Below are 17,177 nucleotides of genomic sequence, written 5' to 3' on the forward strand. Positions count from 1 at the left end.
GGCTGATCGTTCCGATCATCCCGCAGGCGAGGGGCGCGGCCCCTCGCGCTCCCCGCAGTATTTCAGCCAACCCAAGAACAGAGGCGATTATTCGAAGAGCGCGCCTTGTCCCGGCGTCTGCGGCGCCGGCAGACCGAGATGCGCCCAGCCTTTCTGCGCGAGCATCCGTCCGCGCGGCGTACGGGCGATGAGGCCCTGCTGGAGAAGGTAGGGCTCGATCACCTCCTCGATCGCGTCGCGCGCCTCCGAAAGCGCCGCGGCGATCGTCTCGATCCCCACCGGGCCACCGGCATAATTCTCGGCGATGAGCGAGAGATACCGGCGATCCGCCCCGTCGAGGCCCAGCCCGTCGACACCGAGGCGGGTCAGCGCGTTGTCCGCAAGAGCGCGCGTGATCGTCCCGTCGCCCTCCACCACCGCGAAATCGACGACCCGGCGCAGGAGCCGCCCGGCGATCCGGGGCGTGCCGCGTGCCCGCCGCGCGATCTCCCGCGCGCCCTCGGGGTCGGCGCGCACGCCGAGCTTCTCGGCGTTGCGGCTGACGATGATGTCGAGTTCCTCGACAGTGTAGAACTGAAGGCGCGTCGGGATCCCGAACCGGTCGCGGAGCGGCGTCGTGAGAAGCCCGAGCCGCGTCGTGGCCCCGACCAGCGTGAACGGTTGAAGCTCGATCCGCACGGTGCGGGCGGCCGGGCCTTCGCCGATCACGAGATCGAGCTCGTAATCCTCCATCGCCGGGTAGAGCACTTCTTCGACGGCGGGATTCAGGCGGTGAATCTCGTCGATGAAAAGAACGTCGCGCGCCTCGAGATTGGTCAGGATCGCGGCGAGATCGCCCGCCTTGGCCAGGACGGGCCCCGAGGTCATGCGGAAATTGACGCCAAGCTCACGCGACATGATCTGCGCCAGCGTCGTCTTGCCGAGGCCGGGAGGCCCGTGAAAGAGCGTGTGGTCCATCGCCTCGCCGCGGGTGCGGGCCGATTGCAGAAAGACGCGCAGGTTCGCACGCGCCTCCGCCTGCCCGACGAAATCGTCGAGAACTTGCGGACGCAGCGCGCGGTCGCGATCCTCTGGCGTGCTTTCGGGGCGGAGAATGGGATCGGGATCGCTCATCGCGTCATGCCGGCGCAAGAAGTTTCAGCGCCGCGCGGATGAGCGTGCTTGTATCCGCCTCGGGCGTGCTTGCGGCGGCTTCGGCGACAGCGGAGGCGGCTTCGCCTGGCCCGTAGCCGAGATGTCCGAGCGCGGAGAGCGCTTCCGCCTGCGCGGTCTGGCTGGTCGCGGGGCGCGGCGCCGGAGTGCGCGGTGCGGCCGTATCGCCGGGATCGAGCACCTCGTCCTGAGCGGCGGGAGAGGGAGCGCTCACCTGCGCGCCCATGGCCATGATCGTCGGCGCCTTGTCCTTGAGCTCGATGACCACGCGTTGCGCCGTCTTGGGGCCGATGCCCTTGGCGGCCTTCACCGCGTTCCAGTCGCCGAGCGCAATCGCGCGGCTGACCCCGTCGGGCCCGAGCGTGCCCAGAATGGCCAGCGAGGCTTTCGCGCCGATCCCCTGCACAGACATCAAAAGGCGGTGCCATTCCTTCTCGACAAGACTGAGAAACCCGAAGAGCTGCAGGATATCCTCGCGCACGAGAAGGTCGGTGAAAAGCGCAACCGCCTCCCCAGGACCGGGCACCTGGGCGAGAGTCCGGTCGGAGCAGTAAACGACGTAGCCGACCCCGCGCACATCGACGAGAACGTGATCATCGGCCTTGTATTCGACGCGGCCCGCGATGCGCCCGATCATGCCGCGCCTCCGGCTTCTTTCAGACGCGGGGCGCGGGAGTAATGCGCGTGGCAGATCGCGATGGCAAGCGCATCAGCGGCGTCCGGAGAGGCGATCTCCACGCCTGGCAGCTGCATCCGCACCATGTGGTCGATCTGCTGCTTCTGCGCGTGGCCGACGCCGACCACCGTCTTCTTGACCTTGTTCGGGGCGTATTCGCCGACCTCTAGGCCGAACTCCGCCGGAACGAGCAGCGCGATGGCGCGGGCCTGGCCAAGCTTCAGCGTGGCGACCGCGTCCTTGTTGACGAAGGTCTGTTCGACGGCGGCGGCGTCGGGCGCATAGCGGCGCACGACCTCGGAGAGCTGGCGGTAAAGCGAGAGGAGCCGCGGCGCCAACTCGCCCGGTTCCGAATGGCAGGTGCCGTTCGCAACATGGCGCAGACGCCCGCCATCGGCGTCGATCACCCCCCAGCCGAGGTTGCGTAACCCCGGATCGATTCCCAGAACTCGTGCCACTGCCGCCCCGTTTGTTGTTTCCACTGGGTTAGCACGAAAGGCGAACATCCGCCAAGTGTGATTGCCGAGCCACTCCATTTGCGACACGCAATGTCGCTTTCGTGCGAAGGCTCCGCGGGGCTGGGCGATTTGCGACGTTTGACGCGGCGTTTCCGGCAGTTTTCATTCTGCACAATTAGCATGCGAGCCATGCATTTTTTGCAGCTTGTCCGGGCATTTACGAATCCCTAATTGCCCTGTGCGACACGGCAAACTCCTCCTTCGTACAGGTCTTCCAATGGCGTCCATCGACACACACAACCCGCTCCTGGGGCCCGCCGACATGGCTGGCCGCATCGGCTCCGTCCTCACGGCTGCTACTCGCGTTGCCACGGACTGGCAAGAAACCCGCCGAACTCACAAGGCGCTGTCCGCACTGACGGATCGCGAACTCGACGATATCGGGCTGACACGCGCCGATATTGCACGGGTGTCGCGTCGCCGCTGGTGACAGTCTCCGCCCCGTGCGAACAAAAAAAACCGCGCCCTCGGATCGAGAGGCGCGGTTTTTCTTTGTCGCGATGGGCTCAGATGAGCTGCGCGGCGATATCGGCGAGGAACTGCGTAACGGGATCGAGCGACATCAGGCGCGCGCCGACCTGCTCGGTGAGGTTACCGGTTTCCAGCGCGGCAAGATGCGCCAGGTAATCCGCGTCGCCGAGATGCGTCAGCAGCAGCGCTTTGAATGCAAAGAAGAACGCCACGAGGATCACGAAGGGTGCGAGCGTCAGGCGCAGGTAATCGCGGCTCGGACGATGCTCGATCACGCCGTTCTCGTTGAGACGATTCACATATCCCGACGCGAGGCGACGGTGTTTCTTGTTCAGCTTCTTCTGACGCTGAATGAAAGACTTGTGTGCGGTATCCATGGCAGAACTGGTACCTCGATGGCAGGCCCCCACCTGCACTCCCGCATTTAGTATCAGATTAAGGCGAAATTTAGACAAGTCCGACGGGTCTGGGCGCGCGTCTAGTCCCGGGTGAGCGTCAGCGTGGTCCATTCGCCGATTTCCTCGCGATGCGCGAGGCTGAATCCGGCTGCAACATAGGCCGCCACGACCTCGTCCGCTTGCGGGTTCAGGATGCCCGACAGGATCGCGTGGGCCCCTTTCGACGTGTGCCGCGCCATGTCGGGCGCAAGCTCGATCAGCGGCGCCATCAGGATATTCGCGAAGACGAGGTCGAACGGCGCAGCCGCCGCGATGTCGTCATGGTCGAAGCCCGTCGCCTCGAGACAGCGGACCCGGCCGACAAGTCTGTTCGCCGCGACATTGGCTTCGGCCACTTCGACCGCAACCGCGTCGATATCGGAGGCAAGCACCGTTTCGGGCCAGATCATCGCGGCAGCCATACCAAGAACGGCGGTGCCGCAGCCGACATCGATCGTATTGTGCTTGGTCTCGCCTGCCGCGATCAGCCGGTCGAGGGCCCGAAGACACCCGAGCGTCGTGCCGTGATGTCCCGTCCCGAACGCCATCGCCGCTTCGATCAGGAGCGGAATGGAGGTGCTTGGCACCTTGTCCGCGTCGTGACTGCCATAGACGAAGAACCGCCCGGCTTCGACCGGGCTGAGATCCCTCCGAACTTTCGCGACCCAATCGGTCTCGGGCAGCTCCGAGATCACGAAGGGCGTTGCCTCGTAGGCGGCGGCGAGGAGCGCGAGCTCGATCTCGTCCGGGGCCTCTTCGAAATAGCCGCCGATCTCCCAGCGCCCGGACCCGTCTTCGATCTCGAATACCCCGACGCCGGTCGGTGCGGGATCCATGTCCTCGAGGGCGTCGCCCAGCGCTTCCGCCCCGGCTTTGCCTTGCGTCGTGGAAAAGGCGGTGAATGTGGGCATCGGGCGATCGATCCTCGGCTTGGCGAAAAGATGTGGGAACAAAGCGGGTTTTCGCCGGTTCCATGTTCACGGGCTGAAATTTCCAGGGAGGTTGTTCCATGGAAGGCAATGCGTCGCAAGCGGTCCAGAGTGCGATCACGTCGCTCGATCTCTGGGTTCTCGCCGCCTACTTCCTAGTGATCATCGCGATCGGTGTGTGGGTGAGCCGACGAACCGAGAGCGGCGAGGATCTTTTTCTTGCCGGACGCACACTGACCTGGGGCATTGTCGGCTTTTCGCTCTTCGCATCGAACATCTCCTCGACGACGCTGATCGGCCTGACAGGAGCAGCCTACACGACCGGGATTGCGACCTCGGCCTATGAATGGATGGCGGGTATTCCGCTGATCCTGCTCGCGTTCATCTTCGCGCCGCTGTTCTTCAAGTCGCGCGTCACCACGATCCCCGAATGGCTCGAGCGACGCTTCGACCGACGTGCGCGGCTCTATTTCTCGGCGGTGACCATCGTTCTGACCGTGATCGTCGACACGGCGGGCGGGCTATATGCGGGCGGCGTCGTGGTGAAGACCTTCTTCCCCGATATTCCGATCTGGCAGACCTGCGTCGGTCTCGGCATCTTCGCCGGCGTCTACACGGCTGCGGGCGGCCTCAAGGCCGTGGTCTATACCGACGTTCTGCAGGCGGTTGTCCTCATCATCGGCTGCGCGACGATGACCTTCATCCTCTTTCAGGGAAACGACTTCTCTTGGGCGAACGTCAAGGAGAGCATGCCGAACGAAGACCAGCTCAACCTCGTTCTGCCGCGCGACAACGAGACTTTGCCCTGGACGGGCCTGTTCTTCGGCGTGCCGCTCCTGGGCTTCTGGTACTGGGTGACGAACCAGTACATCGTGCAGCGCGTCCTCGGCGCACGCGATCTGCGCGAGGCCCAGCGCGGCGCGATCCTTGGCGGTTTTCTCAAGATCATTCCGATGTTCATCATGGTCCTGCCGGGGGCGATGGCGATCTCGGTCGTGCCGGACCTCAGCAATGCCGACATGGTGTTCCCCACCATCACCACCACCGTGCTGCCCGCCGGCCTGACCGGCCTCGTGCTCGCGGGCCTTGTCGCCGCGATCATGTCGAGCGTCGACTCCACGCTCAACTCGTCCTCGACGCTGATCGGGCATGACTTCATGAACATCGCCGACCGCGAACCGTCCGAGCAGCGCCGGATCGGCCAGATCACCACGCTTGTGCTGATGACGATCGCGATCCTGTGGGCGCCGTTCATCGACGACATGGGCGGGCTCTGGGACTACCTGCAGCAGGCCTTCTCGGTCCTGGTACCGCCGGTCGTGGCGATCTTCATCCTGGGCGCGCTCTGGAAGCGCGGCACCGATACCGCAGCCTTCACGACGCTCTGGGCCGGGCACGGCATCGCCATCGCGGTCTTCATCGCGACGCAGCTCGGCTACTGGCCCATCCACTTCACCGCGAATGTGGGTCTGATGACGCTCGTCTCCTGCGTGATCTTCACCGCCGTCAGCCTGTCAGGCACACACGGACAGGGTGAAGACGTCGAAGGTGTCACCTGGACACGCGAGATGGCGACGGAAGCACTGCGGGACGATGCGCCGATCTGGGCCAATGTGAAGCTCTGGGCGGTGCTCCTCGGCTGCGCGATGCTGGGTATCCTGATCGGCTTCTGGTGAGGCATCACTCTGCCGGGGCTGGCGCGAGGCGGGCGAAGATCGTCTCATGCCCCGGCTCGGGATGGCGCGGGATCAAAAGCGCAAGGCCGAGCGAGGTCATTGCCATGCAGGCCGCAAGGGTGAACACCGCCTGGGGTGAGACGAGCCAGAGATACCCGAGCGCCGCGGGCAGAAAGACCGCCGCGATGTGGTTGATCGTGAAGGCAACCGCTGCGGTGGGTGCGATGTCGCCCGGATCGGCGATTTTCTGGAAATAGGTCTTCAGCGCGAGGGCGAGCGCGAAGAAGATGTGGTCAACGACGTACAGGAACGCCGCCAGGATCACGCCCCAGCCGAACCAGTAGAGCCCGCCATAGGCCAGGAAGACGAGTGTCAGACCGACATATTCGAAACTGAGCGCGTTGCGTTCCCCGAACCGGCCAACCGCGCGCCCCATGAGCGGCGCGAAGATCATGTTGGCGACGAGGTTGATGAGGAAGAGCCCCGTCACCTCGTGGACCTCGAAGCCGAACTTCTCGACCATCATGAAGCCTGCGAAGACGACGAAGATCTGCCGCCGTGCGCCCGACATGAATTGCAGCGCGTAGTAAAGCCAATAGCGGCGGCGCAGGATGAACTTCTTAACCTGAGGGTTCGGCGCTTCGAATTGCGGAAAGGCGAACCAGCAATAGGCGACGATCACCAGCGTCAGCCCGCCCGAAACCATGTAGACGAAGGCGTAGGACAGATTGAGCGCCTCCCAGGTCATGACGATGGCGATATAGGCCAGCAGCGTTGCGCCCGAGGCCGCCGCGAGCAAGAGGCCGAGGACGCGCGGCGCGTCCGCCTTGGGCAGCCATTGCAGCTGCAGCGACTGGTTGACCGTCTCGTAGTAGTGGAAGCCGATGGAGGAGAGCATCGTCACCGTCAGGATCCCGCCCATCGTCGGGAAAAAGGCGGTGATCGCGGTCGCGACCGCCAGAAGCGCCAGCGAGACGAGCGCCAGCACCTGCTCGCGCACGAAGATGATCACGGCGATCACGCCCACGGCCAGAAAGCCCGGAATCTCGCGCACCGTATGCAGCCAGCCGATATCGGCACCGTCGAATCCCGCCGCCTCGATGACGAAGTTGTTCAGCAGCGCCGACCACGTCGCGAAGGACAGTGGCATGGCGATCGCCATCAGGAACAGAAGCGTCACGGGACGCCGCCAGATCGGCAGGGTCCGGGCTTCGGAAAGAGGCACGACTTTCATGCTCAAGCGGTTACGCCGATTTGGAGAGCTTGGCGAGATGGCAAATCATGCGCCTGAAGATCGTTGCGGGTCGGCACATGATCCAGATCAAGGTCGCGCGCGACCGTCCGGTGCATATCCTCCCGGAAACTCGGGATGCCCATCATGGACCTTATCGCACTTCTCGACTGGATCGGAGAGCCGAGGACAGCAGCGCTTTTCGGTCTCGTGACCGGACTTGTCTTCGGCGTCGCAGCGCAAAGATCGCGTTTCTGCCTGCGCGCGGCCGTGGCCGAATTCGCCGAGGGCCGCCTGGGGGACCGGGTCGCGGTCTGGCTTCTGACCTTTTCGACGGCTCTGGTCTGGGTGCAGGGCGCACGGGCGCTCGGTCTTTTCGATCCGTCCCAGGCCCGCATCATGGCCGTGCCCGGAAGCTGGTCGGGCGCGATCGTGGGCGGTGCGCTGTTCGGTGTCGGCATGATCCTGGCCAAGGGCTGTTCCGGCAGGCTGCTCGTCCTTGCCGCGACTGGCAACCTGCGCTCGGTCGTCTCGGGCCTGATTTTCGCCGTCGTCGCGCAGATGAGCCTTTCGGGATGGCTCGCACCTTTGCGCGACAGCATCGCGCGGGCCTGGACCACCGAAGGAGGCCGCAACCTCGACCTTCTGCCCGCGCTCGGACTGCCGAGCGGGTCAGGCCTCGTCCTCGGATGCCTCATTGCGCTCGTCGCGCTTGAGTTGTCACGGCGGCGGCGCATCGGTGCTTGGCGGCTGGCCTTCGCCTCGGGCGTGGGTTTCGCAGTCGCGCTTGGCTACGGCTTGACCCATGCGCTGTCCCAGGTCGCGTTCGAGCCGGTTGTGGTGACATCGGCCACCTTCACCGGGCCCTCGGCCAATACGCTCATGTTCTTCCTGGAGCGCAGCCCGGTTCTCGGATTCGATGTCGGACTCGTGCCGGGCGTGTTCCTCGGGGCTTTCATCGCGGCAGCCCTGACGGGGGAGCTGCGCGTTCAAGGTTTCGATGGTCCCGCGCCGATGCGCCGCGCGATGATCGGCGCGGCTCTGATGGGGTTCGGAGGCATGCTTGCCGGCGGCTGTGCGATTGGCGCGGGCGTGACCGGCGGGGCGATCTTCGCCGGTACAGCCTGGGTCGCGCTCACGGCCATGTGGGTCGGCGGCATGGTCACGCACATGGTACTGAAGGCGCGGCCTGAAGCGGCCGCAGCCTGAGCCTTATCAAGCCTGGACGGTCGAACTCTCGCCGGCCGAGGCCGTGAACCGGTAGTCAACGTCAGCAAAGCGGTCTTTCGGGAACCCGTAGAGAAACCGCAGCCCCTCTTCGCCCGCAATAGTGCCATGCTCGGCCTCTGCCGGGATGAAGATCGCAACGCCCGGCGCGATCTCGTGGGCGACGCCGTCGATCGTGACAATCCCCGAGCCCGCGAGACCGAAATAGAACTCCGCCGGGCCGTGCCGGTGCGGCCTGAGCGTGCCGCCCGCGCCGAATTCCGCAACGCCGAGGGTCATGCCAGAGGTTGCCGTCCGGTCAGCCGAGAACAGCGTCCGCCACCGCACAGTGCCGAAGGCGGGGTCTTCACCGCCTTCGAGCGGGGCGTGGTCGGCATTCGCCACGACCGGCAAGGCCCCGAGGTCGATCTGGTCGAAATCGCCCGTGGTCAGTTCCGCGAAGTCCATGATGCGCCTCCTCCTGACGCTGAATTTCGGACGAAGTGCCATAAGACGAGGAGGCCGTCTGTCTCACGTGCGACTGACGAAAGGTCGATTTTGAGCCTTAGCTGCGGATCCGCCAGCCGGTGCGGAAGATCCACCAGACCGCGAGCGTGCAAAGAAGCGTGAAGCCCGCGATGGCCAGAAGGCTGACCGCGACCGGCACATCGGCCATGCCGAAGAAGGACCAGCGAAACCCGGAGACGAGGTAGACGACCGGGTTGAACAGAGCCACGGTCTGCCAGGCCTCGGGCAGCATCGAGATCGAGTAGAACGAGCCTCCGAGGAAGACGAGCGGCGTCACCACCAGAAGCGGGACAAGCTGGAGCTGCTCGAAATTCGAGGCCCAGATCCCGATGATGAACCCAAAGAGCGCGAAGCTGGTGCAGGTCAGGACCAGGAAGGCCAGCATCGCGGGCCAGTTCTGGACCTCGAGCTCGACGAAGAAGGACGCTGTCAGCAGGATCATCAGCCCGATGAAGAGCGATTTCGTCGCCGCCGCGCCGACATAGCCGAGGATCACCTCGAGAAAGCTGATCGGGGCCGAGAGAAGCTCGTAGATCGTGCCGATGAACTTCGGAAAGTAGATCCCGAAGGACGCGTTGGAGATCGCCTGCGTCATTACCGTGAGCATGATGAGCCCCGGCACGATGAATGCGCCGTAGGACACGCCTTCCACCTCGTCGATCCGGCTGCCGATCGCCGCGCCGAAGACAACGAAGTAGAGCGAAGTCGAGATCACGGGCGAGATCAGGCTCTGCAGAAGGGTGCGAACGAACCGCGCCATCTCGAAGCGGTAGATCGACCAGACAGCCGTCCAGTTCATGCCGCATCCTCCTTGTCGTTCTTGCGTACGAGTCCGACGAAGATGTCCTCGAGGGAGCTTTGCCGCGTTTCCACATCAGAGATGACGACGCCAGCCTCGGCCAGCGCCGCGACCAGCCGGGCGATTCCCGTGCGCTCGGCGCGCGTGTCGTAGGTGTAGATCAACAGCGCGCCATCCTCTTCGAGCGTCAGCTCGTAGTCGGATACCGACGCGGGCACCTCCGTCAGTGGCTCGGCGAGGCTGATCCGCATCTCTTTCTTGCCGAGACGCGCCATCAGCGACGCCGTCTCCTCGACGAGCAGCAGCTGGCCGTCCGAGATCACGCCGATCCGGTCGGCCATCGCCTCGGCTTCCTCGATGTAATGGGTGGTCAGGATGATCGTGACGCCGGTTTCCTTGAGCGCCGAGACGATCTCCCACATGTCGCGGCGCAGTTCCACGTCGACGCCGGCCGTGGGCTCGTCGAGGAACAGCACCTTCGGATCGTGGCTGAGCGCTTTGGCGATCAGCACCCGCCGCTTCATCCCGCCCGAAAGCTCCTGAAGCTGGCTGTGCTTCTTGTCGAAGAGCGACAGCCGCTTCAGCAGATCGTCGAGATAGGCCTCATCGGGCGCCGCACCGAAAAGCCCGCGCGAGAAGCGGACCGCGCTCCAGACCGTCTCGAACGGCTCGAGCGTGAGCTCCTGCGGCACGAGGCCGATCAGCGCGCGGGCCTTGCGGAATTCGGTGACGACATCGTGGCCACCGACGCGGATCGTCCCGCCCGTCGGCATGGTGATCCCGCAGATCGTGGAAATGAGCGTCGTCTTGCCCGCACCGTTCGGACCGAGGAGCGCCAGGATCTCACCCTCGCGGATCTCGAGATTGACGCCCTTCAAGGCCTGAAAGCCGCCCTTGTAGGTCTTCTCGGCATTCGTGATTTCGACCATCGCCGGCATCGGCACACTCCCTCTGCTCGCCTCGCGGGCAAGCTAGGCGGCCAAGCAGGGTTCGGCAATGTGCGCTGGCGCAGGGGGAGCTTCGCGCATGTCCTGCGGACCGCGCCCCATTCCCTTGCCGCGCGCGCCGGTCTAAGGGCTTTGTATGTCCACAACCGACCGCCCCGCCCTCGGCATTGCCCTCATCTGTCTCGGCGTCACCGCGATCTCCGTGAATGACGTCCTCATCAAGGGCCTCTCCGGTGCCTATCCGCTGCACCAGATCGTCGGCATCCGCTCGGCCATCGGGCTGGCGATCACGCTCGTGATCCTGCAGTTCGAAGGCGGGTGGGCGCGCCTGAAAACGAGTACGCCCGGATTGCACCTGATGCGCGGACTTCTGGTCGTCTCCGCGAACATGACCTTCTATGCTGCGGTGGCGGTGCTGCCGCTGGCACAGGCAACGGCATTGTTCTTCGTAGCACCGCTTTTCATCACGCTCCTGTCGATCCCGATCCTGCGAGAGACGGTAGGACCGGTGCGCCTTTTCGCCGTTCTCGCGGGGTTCTCGGGCGTCGCACTGATGCAGGTTCCGGGCAGCGCCGTGGCCGCGGATGTGCCGCGGGTGACCTACCTGTTGCCAGTGGTCGCGGCTTTCCTCTACGCGATGCTCCAGGTGCTGACGCGAAAGCTCGGCGCGACGGCGCCTGCCGCCGCGCTCGCGGTCTATATCCAGACGACCTTCCTTGCGGTCTCCATGCTGTTCTTCCTGATCGCGGGCAGCGGCAGATTCGCCGACGGGTTCGAGAGCGACAGCCTCGTGTTCCTGCTGCGCGCCTGGGTCTGGCCTGCAACCGGCGATATCACGGTCTTCGCGGGGCTCGGGCTCGCCTCGGGCCTCGTGGGCTATTGCCTGTCGGCGGCCTACCGGCTCGCGAACGCGTCCATCATCGCGCCCTTCGAATATCTCGGGCTGCCGCTCGCCATCCTCTGGGGTTGGATCTTCTTCGCCGAATGGCCGGTCCTGCCAACCTGGATCGGCTCCGCGATCATCATCGGCGCGGGTCTGACGGTGTTCCTGCGAGAGCGCGCCAAGGCGCGTCCGGTCACGCCGCCGCGCGGACGCGGACGGCTGCGCTGAGCGGCCTCAGCCGCCGCGCACCGCGTCGATCATCCGCTGAACGTTGTCCGGGTCCGCGTCCGGGGTTATCCCGTGGCCGAGGTTGAAGATGTGCGGCCCACCCTTCAGCGCCTCGACGATGCGGCGCGTCTCGCGCACGAGATCCTCGCCGCCCGTCACCATGTGCGACGACTTGAGGTTGCCCTGAACGCAGCCCGAGGGTTGGACATGCTCGGCCACCCATTCCGGCTCGACACTGTCGTCGACCGCGACGCAATCGGCTCCTGTCGCGGCGTGGAAGCCGACATACTTATCGCCCGCCTGGCGCGGGAAGGCGATGACGGGCACGCCCGGATGCCGCCGCTTCAGCGCTTCGGTGATGATCCGCGCAGGCTCGGTCGCGTAGCGGTCGAAGTCTTCGCCCGAGAGCGATCCGGCCCAGCTGTCGAAGATCTTCACGACCTCGGCCCCGGCCTCGATCTGCTTGGACAGATATTCGATCGTCCCCTCGGTGATCTTTCCGAGAAGCTGCTCGAAGAGCGGCCGGTTCTCGTCCTTGAGCGCATGGGCCGGACCCTGATCCGGTGTGCCCTGGCCTGCGATCATGTAGGTCGCCACCGTCCACGGCGCACCGGCGAAGCCGATCAGCGTCGTCTCGGACGGCAACTCGCGCGAGAGGATGCTCACCGTCTCGTAGACCGGCGACAATATCTCGTCGATGGCGTGAACGGGCTTCAGTTTCTCGAAATCCGCCTCGGTCGTCACGGTCGACAGGCGCGGCCCCTCGCCTTTCACGAACCACAGATCCGCGCCCAGAGCCTGCGGCAGCAGCAGGATATCTGCAAACAGGATCGCGCCGTCGAAGCCGTAGCGGCGGATCGGCTGCAGTGTCACTTCGGCGGCAAGTTCGGGATTGTAGCAGAGCGACAGGAAATCCCCGGCCTTCTCCCGGGTCGCGCGGTATTCGGGCAGGTAGCGGCCCGCCTGGCGCATCATCCAGATCGGCGGTGTGGATTGCGCCTCACCGGCCAGAGCTCTCAGGATCGTCTTCGTCATCGCCAGTCCTTGCCCTTCATCAATCTCTCCGGGTGTCCCTTGCCGCGCGCTGAGTGTCAAGTTCGCTTGTCAGTGCCGCGCGCCACGTCTAATCAGGGCGCATGACCGAGGCACTTCCCACCCCCGACGCACCCCTGAAGATCGGCACACGCGGATCGCCGCTGGCTCTGGCACAGGCGAACGAAACCCGCGACCGGCTGGCGGAGGCGTTCAACCTGCCGCACGAGGCGTTCCAGATCGTCGTCATCAAGACAACCGGCGACAAGATCATCGACCGGCCGCTGAAAGAGATCGGCGGCAAGGGCCTGTTCACCCGTGAGATCGAGGCGGACATGCTGTCGGGCAAGATCGACATCGCGGTCCATTCGATGAAGGACATGCCGACGCTGCAGCCCGAGGGACTGGTGCTCGACACATACCTGCCCCGCGAGGATCCGCGCGACGCGTTCATCTCGCCCGAGTTCACGGCCATTGCGGAGTTGCCCGAGGGATCGACCGTCGGCACGTCGAGCCTGCGCCGGCGCGCGCAACTTCTGGTGCGGCGGCCCGATCTCAACGTGGTTGAGTTTCGCGGCAACCTGCAGACACGTCTGAAGAAACTCGATGACGGCGTGGCCCGTGCGACGTTCCTGGCGCGGGCCGGACTCAACCGCCTCGGCATGAGCGACGTGCCGCAGCACCCGATCGAGACCTCCGACATGCTGCCCGCCATTGCCCAGGGCGCCATCGGCATCGAGCGACGCGAGGACGATATGCGCGTGGCCGAGATGCTGGCCGCGATCCACGATCCGGCCACGGCAGATCAGCTCGTGGCCGAACGCGCCTTCCTGGCCGCGCTTGACGGCTCTTGCGAGACGCCCATCGCAGGGCTCGCTGTCGTCACCGGCGACCGTCTGCACCTGCGCGGTGAAGTCTTGCGCCCCGATGGCAGCGAAGCCCATTCGGGCGAACGGGACGGCGCGGTTTCAGACGGGCCGGAAATGGGCCGCGACCTTGCACGCGAACTTCTGGATCTCGGCGGGCCGAATTTCTTCGACTGGATCGACAACCGCGTCTGACGAGGGAGGCGCGCCGTTAGGTCCGTTTCAGGCGGCGCTCCAGCTCCGTCGCGGCGGAGGCCACGCGATCCTTGAACTTCCGGTCGATGCGCCCCTTGGCAAGCTTCATCGATTGCAGGATCAGCCGCGCCGAAAGGGTCTTCGCGGTGAGCGTCGTGTCGATCCCGACCCGCGTACGGCTCCGCGACAAAGCCACGCATTCCACGATGGTTCGCGTCTCGAGCCCGCCCGAGACGCTGTCGAACACCATCAGCGTCGGCGGCTCGAACCGGCTAAGCACGACCTCGGCATCGCGGCTCTTGCCCCGGAAAGAGAATGTCGCGCGCCAGGTCATCCCGGCGCAGGGGCCCGCGAGCCGATCGGTCCGCGCCACCTCGACCCCGCGCCGCAGGATGGAGCGTTCGATCGTGTCGAAATCGCTGAGCGCCGCGAAAACCTCGTCCAACGGGGCCTCGATATCCTCTTTGTGGGAAAATTGCATGTTCCGCTCCCTGCACACCCTGGCCGTGCCGCCAGGTTTGCGCGAACTCTTCCCTCAATCGAGCCTGTCTGCAAGCCAATTGGTCAACAGAAAATGCGCGATAGCGCCCTCGCGCGCCGGCATCAGACCCGTGTCCTCTCCGGCACGAGCAGCGACCAACCGTTCCTTCGTCACCCATTGCGCATCCTCGATTTCCACCGGATCCAGCGTCAGCTCGGTGCTGAGCGCTTCTGCATGGCACCCGATCATGAGCGAGTTCGGAAATGCCCAGGGCTGGCTCGCAAGATAGCGCACCCGGCCCGTCCTGACGCCCGTTTCCTCGAAGACCTCGCGGCGCACGGCGGCCTCGACGGTCTCTCCGGGCTCCACGAACCCCGCAAGGCAGGAATACATGCTCTCCGGCCAGAACGGCGCGCGCCCGAGAAGCGTGTGCGGGCCGTGGGTGACCAGCATGATCACCACCGGGTCGGTGCGCGGAAAGTGTGACGCGCCGCAGGATGGGCATTTGCGCTGCCACCCCGCCATCGCGATCTCGGAAGGCGCGCCGCACTTGCTGCAGAACGCATGCGTCCCGTGCCAACTGAAAAGCGCGCGAGCGGTCGCCGCGATCTCAGCCTCGCGGGGCGTCAGCCACGTCATGACCCGCCGCAATTCGGCGAAGCGTCCTTCGGGGCAGTCGGGATGCACCTGCTCGCTCGTGTCCGCGAAGCGGCGCAACGCCTCCTCGTCGATATCTTCCGGCTCCCAGCCCGAAAGATCGGCCGCAAAAAGCGGGCCAATGTCGTCACGCCCGATGAAGATCTCGGGCCCGCTGTCGCGCATCACCGGGTGATCTGTCGGGAGCAACAGAAGTCGCGCCGGATTCCCCGCGCTGAGCAACGGTTTGCCGCGCCAGAGCAAAGCAAACCGCCCGCTTTTATGCGAGCGCAACCGTGCGATGCCCCCGGTATCCGCGCGGCATTCCGCCGCACGATCCAACCCGGAGCCGCCAAACGTCACTGTTTCCGCATGATCCATCGTATCCAACCCAACTACAAAAAGGCGACACTATTCAAAAATATACAACCCGAGATTGCACTAATCGTCTGCCGCCCGTATCGTCTGTCCGGCACACTCAAGGGGATGAGATTGCCCGGCGCAACCAGCAATATGCCAGCCGGTGACACGGAGCACGGCCGCATACGCCTCATGGCCATCACCGACCTGCATTCTTGGCTCCTGCCCTTCGACTACGACAGGGATTGCCCGAATGTCGGTCTCGGGCTGGCCAGTCTCGCAGATATCGTCGCGGATGCGCGTTCCGAGGCCGAAACGTCCTTCCTGTTCGACAACGGTGACACTTACCAGGGGAACGTTCTGGCCGAGCATGTGGCGAACAGCGCGCTTGGTCTGACGCCGCACCCGGTGGCCCGCGCGCTCGGAGATCTCGGCCTGGACGCTGCCGTGCCCGGAAACCACGATTTCGATTTCGGCGTCGACAGGCTGACCTACATAGTCGCCTCGGCGCCCTTCCCGTTCATTCTGACCAACCTCGTCACGGAGCTTGCTGAAGACCCGATCGCGGACACATCGTTCTTGCGCCCATTCGCCCTTTTCGAGAGGAAGGTGCGGACCGGGCCGGACCGCGTGCGGACCATTCGCCTTGGCGTCCTGGGCTTCATTCCACCGCGCATGCCGCTCGCCGCAAACTGTCGGCCGGTCGCCCGGCTGAAGGGGCGCGATATCACCGATACGGCACGGGCCTGGATCCCGGAACTTCGCCGCCACGGGGCGGATCTCGTCGTGGCACTCTGTCACTGCGGATTGGGGTCCGACGCATCGGACGCATCCGGGGACGATCACGCGCGCAAGGTTGCCCGGCTGGACGGCATTGACGCGGTCGTCTCGGGTCATCGGCATCAGGAAGCTGCAGAAGCCGGGTCCGAAGGCGTCGCACCGATCGTCGCGCCCGGTGCCTTCGGCTCGCATCTCGGGCTCATTGACCTCGACCTGACGTTCTCCGAGGCGACAGGATGGAAGATCGTCCAGAAGCACTGCGAATTGAGACCGGCGACGCGCGAACCCGGACCTGCGGCGAGGACCGTCTCCAACCTCGCAGCGCCGCTGCACGATCGCGTCCGATCGATCCTATCGGAACGGATCGGCGAGACCTCCCTGACGCTGGAGACCTGCCTTGCAGGGATCAGGCCGCTCGCGGCAACGCAGCTCATTGCCGATGCCATGCAGCGCGAGGCGCGCAAGCGGCTGGGCGAAAGGTGGCGCGAGACGCCGCTCTTTGCCTCGGCGGCGCCCTACCGGACCAGCCATGACGGCAGCCCGGACAATTTCGTGCAGATCCCTCCCGGACCCCTGCTGCTGCGCCACGCCTATCTGCTTTACCCGTTCGCCAACCGCCTCACGATCCTGAAGATGACCGGCTCCGAATTACGCGACTGGTTGGAACGGGCCGCGCGGTTTTACCGCCCGATGCCGGCGGAGACAGAGGACACGGAAATCCTAGACCCGTCGGTACCGGGCTACGGATTCGATCTGGCGCACGGGATGCGGTTCGCCATCGACCTCTCAGCCGCGCCCGGTCGCCGCATCCGCGAGATGGCGTTGCCTTGCGGACAGCCGATTGGCCCACATGACGAACTCCTTCTCGCCGCAAGCAGCTATCGCGCCCGGATCTGGGCGGATCTCGCGGACGACCGCATCATCTATGAAAGCCCCGGCCTTATCCGCGACATGCTGATCCATCATATCCAGACGTCCGGTCCCGTTCGGCCCGCACCCGAACCCGGATGGCACTTCCTGCCCCAGCCAGGCAGAACGGCGCTCTTCAGCCTGCCAGGACGCGCGAGAGCCGTCGCAGAGGCCGCGGGCCTCCAGTGGGAGGAGTGTCCCGGCGAAGATCGGGGCCGCGTCCGCATCGCGCTCTGA

The 17,177-nt window shown here is 65.2% G+C and carries 18 protein-coding genes; 6 read left to right on the forward strand and 12 right to left on the reverse strand.

All coding sequences use genetic code 11. The annotated features are described in order from the left end of the window. Positions 1–87 precede the first annotated feature (87 nt). The 3 genes from ruvB to ruvC are packed head-to-tail and all read right to left on the reverse strand — an operon-like array spanning position 88 to position 2,334. Positions 88–1,113: a Holliday junction branch migration DNA helicase RuvB gene (gene ruvB, locus BM171_RS00130; RefSeq protein ID WP_093008784.1), complete on the reverse strand. Its 1,026-nt coding sequence runs from the start codon at positions 1,111–1,113 to the stop codon at positions 88–90. Positions 1,114–1,117: 4 nt separating this feature from the next. Further along, positions 1,118–1,789: a Holliday junction branch migration protein RuvA gene (gene ruvA / locus BM171_RS00135; protein ID WP_093008785.1), complete on the reverse strand. Its 672-nt coding sequence runs from the start codon at positions 1,787–1,789 to the stop codon at positions 1,118–1,120. Further along, complete coding sequence (gene ruvC, locus BM171_RS00140) at positions 1,786–2,334, reverse strand: crossover junction endodeoxyribonuclease RuvC (protein ID WP_093009237.1); 549 nt, start codon at positions 2,332–2,334, stop codon at positions 1,786–1,788. Before ruvC ends, ruvA begins: the two co-directional genes overlap by 4 nt. Before the next feature lie 229 nt (positions 2,335–2,563). Here ruvC and BM171_RS00145 point away from each other — a divergent pair, with 229 nt between their 5' ends. Further along, positions 2,564–2,776, forward strand: coding sequence for a DUF1127 domain-containing protein (locus tag BM171_RS00145; protein ID WP_093008786.1), 213 nt, complete (start codon positions 2,564–2,566; stop codon positions 2,774–2,776). A gap of 76 nt (positions 2,777–2,852) precedes the next feature. Here the strand turns inward: BM171_RS00145 and BM171_RS00150 are convergent, their stop codons facing one another. Together BM171_RS00150 and BM171_RS00155 are read right to left on the reverse strand one after the other, a co-directional pair. Beyond that, the gene (locus tag BM171_RS00150; protein WP_093008787.1) at positions 2,853–3,194 is read right to left on the reverse strand and encodes a hypothetical protein; all 342 of its coding nucleotides are present in this window, start codon (positions 3,192–3,194) and stop codon (positions 2,853–2,855) included. Positions 3,195–3,295: 101 nt separating this feature from the next. Further along, positions 3,296–4,165, reverse strand: coding sequence for a 50S ribosomal protein L11 methyltransferase (locus BM171_RS00155; RefSeq protein ID WP_093008788.1), 870 nt, complete (start codon positions 4,163–4,165; stop codon positions 3,296–3,298). Positions 4,166–4,263: 98 nt separating this feature from the next. Between BM171_RS00155 and BM171_RS00160 the strand changes: the two genes are divergently transcribed. Continuing rightward, positions 4,264–5,859 carry a sodium:solute symporter gene (locus tag BM171_RS00160; RefSeq protein ID WP_093008789.1) on the forward strand — a complete coding sequence of 532 codons (1,596 nt, stop codon included), beginning with the start codon at positions 4,264–4,266 and terminating at the stop codon, positions 5,857–5,859. 4 nt (positions 5,860–5,863) lie between these two features. Here the strand turns inward: BM171_RS00160 and BM171_RS00165 are convergent, their stop codons facing one another. Next, positions 5,864–7,093, reverse strand: a complete 1,230-nt coding sequence (locus BM171_RS00165) for an MFS transporter (RefSeq protein WP_093008790.1) — start codon at positions 7,091–7,093, stop codon at positions 5,864–5,866. Positions 7,094–7,237: 144 nt separating this feature from the next. Between BM171_RS00165 and BM171_RS00170 the strand changes: the two genes are divergently transcribed. Next, a complete protein-coding gene (locus tag BM171_RS00170) occupies positions 7,238–8,299 on the forward strand; it encodes a YeeE/YedE family protein (protein WP_093009238.1) in 1,062 nt (353 codons plus the stop codon). A gap of 6 nt (positions 8,300–8,305) precedes the next feature. On the opposite strand, the gene BM171_RS00175 is transcribed toward BM171_RS00170, so the two are convergent. The 3 genes from BM171_RS00175 to BM171_RS00185 form a co-directional block, all read right to left on the reverse strand. Beyond that, positions 8,306–8,764 (reverse strand): cupin domain-containing protein, encoded by a 459-nt coding sequence (locus BM171_RS00175; protein WP_093008791.1) that lies wholly within the window; start codon positions 8,762–8,764, stop codon positions 8,306–8,308. A 97-nt stretch (positions 8,765–8,861) separates the two neighbouring features. Next, positions 8,862–9,623 (reverse strand): ABC transporter permease, encoded by a 762-nt coding sequence (locus tag BM171_RS00180; RefSeq protein ID WP_093008792.1) that lies wholly within the window; start codon positions 9,621–9,623, stop codon positions 8,862–8,864. Further along, a complete protein-coding gene (locus BM171_RS00185) occupies positions 9,620–10,561 on the reverse strand; it encodes an ABC transporter ATP-binding protein (protein WP_093008793.1) in 942 nt (313 codons plus the stop codon). The genes BM171_RS00180 and BM171_RS00185 overlap by 4 nt, the downstream gene beginning before the upstream one ends. A gap of 145 nt (positions 10,562–10,706) precedes the next feature. On the opposite strand from BM171_RS00185, the gene BM171_RS00190 reads away from it, so the two are divergent. Further along, positions 10,707–11,681 carry a DMT family transporter gene (locus BM171_RS00190; RefSeq protein WP_093008794.1) on the forward strand — a complete coding sequence of 325 codons (975 nt, stop codon included), beginning with the start codon at positions 10,707–10,709 and terminating at the stop codon, positions 11,679–11,681. 6 nt (positions 11,682–11,687) lie between these two features. Here BM171_RS00190 and hemE read toward each other — a convergent pair whose 3' ends face one another. Continuing rightward, a complete protein-coding gene (gene hemE, locus BM171_RS00195; protein ID WP_093009239.1) occupies positions 11,688–12,722 on the reverse strand; it encodes a uroporphyrinogen decarboxylase in 1,035 nt (344 codons plus the stop codon). Positions 12,723–12,817: 95 nt separating this feature from the next. Here hemE and hemC point away from each other — a divergent pair, with 95 nt between their 5' ends. Then, positions 12,818–13,774, forward strand: coding sequence for a hydroxymethylbilane synthase (gene hemC / locus BM171_RS00200; protein WP_093008795.1), 957 nt, complete (start codon positions 12,818–12,820; stop codon positions 13,772–13,774). Positions 13,775–13,790: 16 nt separating this feature from the next. Here hemC and BM171_RS00205 read toward each other — a convergent pair whose 3' ends face one another. Together BM171_RS00205 and nudC are read right to left on the reverse strand one after the other, a co-directional pair. Beyond that, positions 13,791–14,255, reverse strand: coding sequence for an SRPBCC family protein (locus tag BM171_RS00205; protein WP_093008796.1), 465 nt, complete (start codon positions 14,253–14,255; stop codon positions 13,791–13,793). Positions 14,256–14,309: 54 nt separating this feature from the next. After that, positions 14,310–15,272 carry an NAD(+) diphosphatase gene (nudC, locus tag BM171_RS00210; protein WP_093009240.1) on the reverse strand — a complete coding sequence of 321 codons (963 nt, stop codon included), beginning with the start codon at positions 15,270–15,272 and terminating at the stop codon, positions 14,310–14,312. A 171-nt stretch (positions 15,273–15,443) separates the two neighbouring features. Here nudC and BM171_RS00215 point away from each other — a divergent pair, with 171 nt between their 5' ends. Then, positions 15,444–17,177 (forward strand): bifunctional metallophosphatase/5'-nucleotidase, encoded by a 1,734-nt coding sequence (locus BM171_RS00215; protein ID WP_175497461.1) that lies wholly within the window; start codon positions 15,444–15,446, stop codon positions 17,175–17,177.

Source organism: Roseivivax halotolerans (assembly GCF_900115815.1).
Lineage (GTDB): Bacteria > Pseudomonadota > Alphaproteobacteria > Rhodobacterales > Rhodobacteraceae > Roseivivax > Roseivivax halotolerans.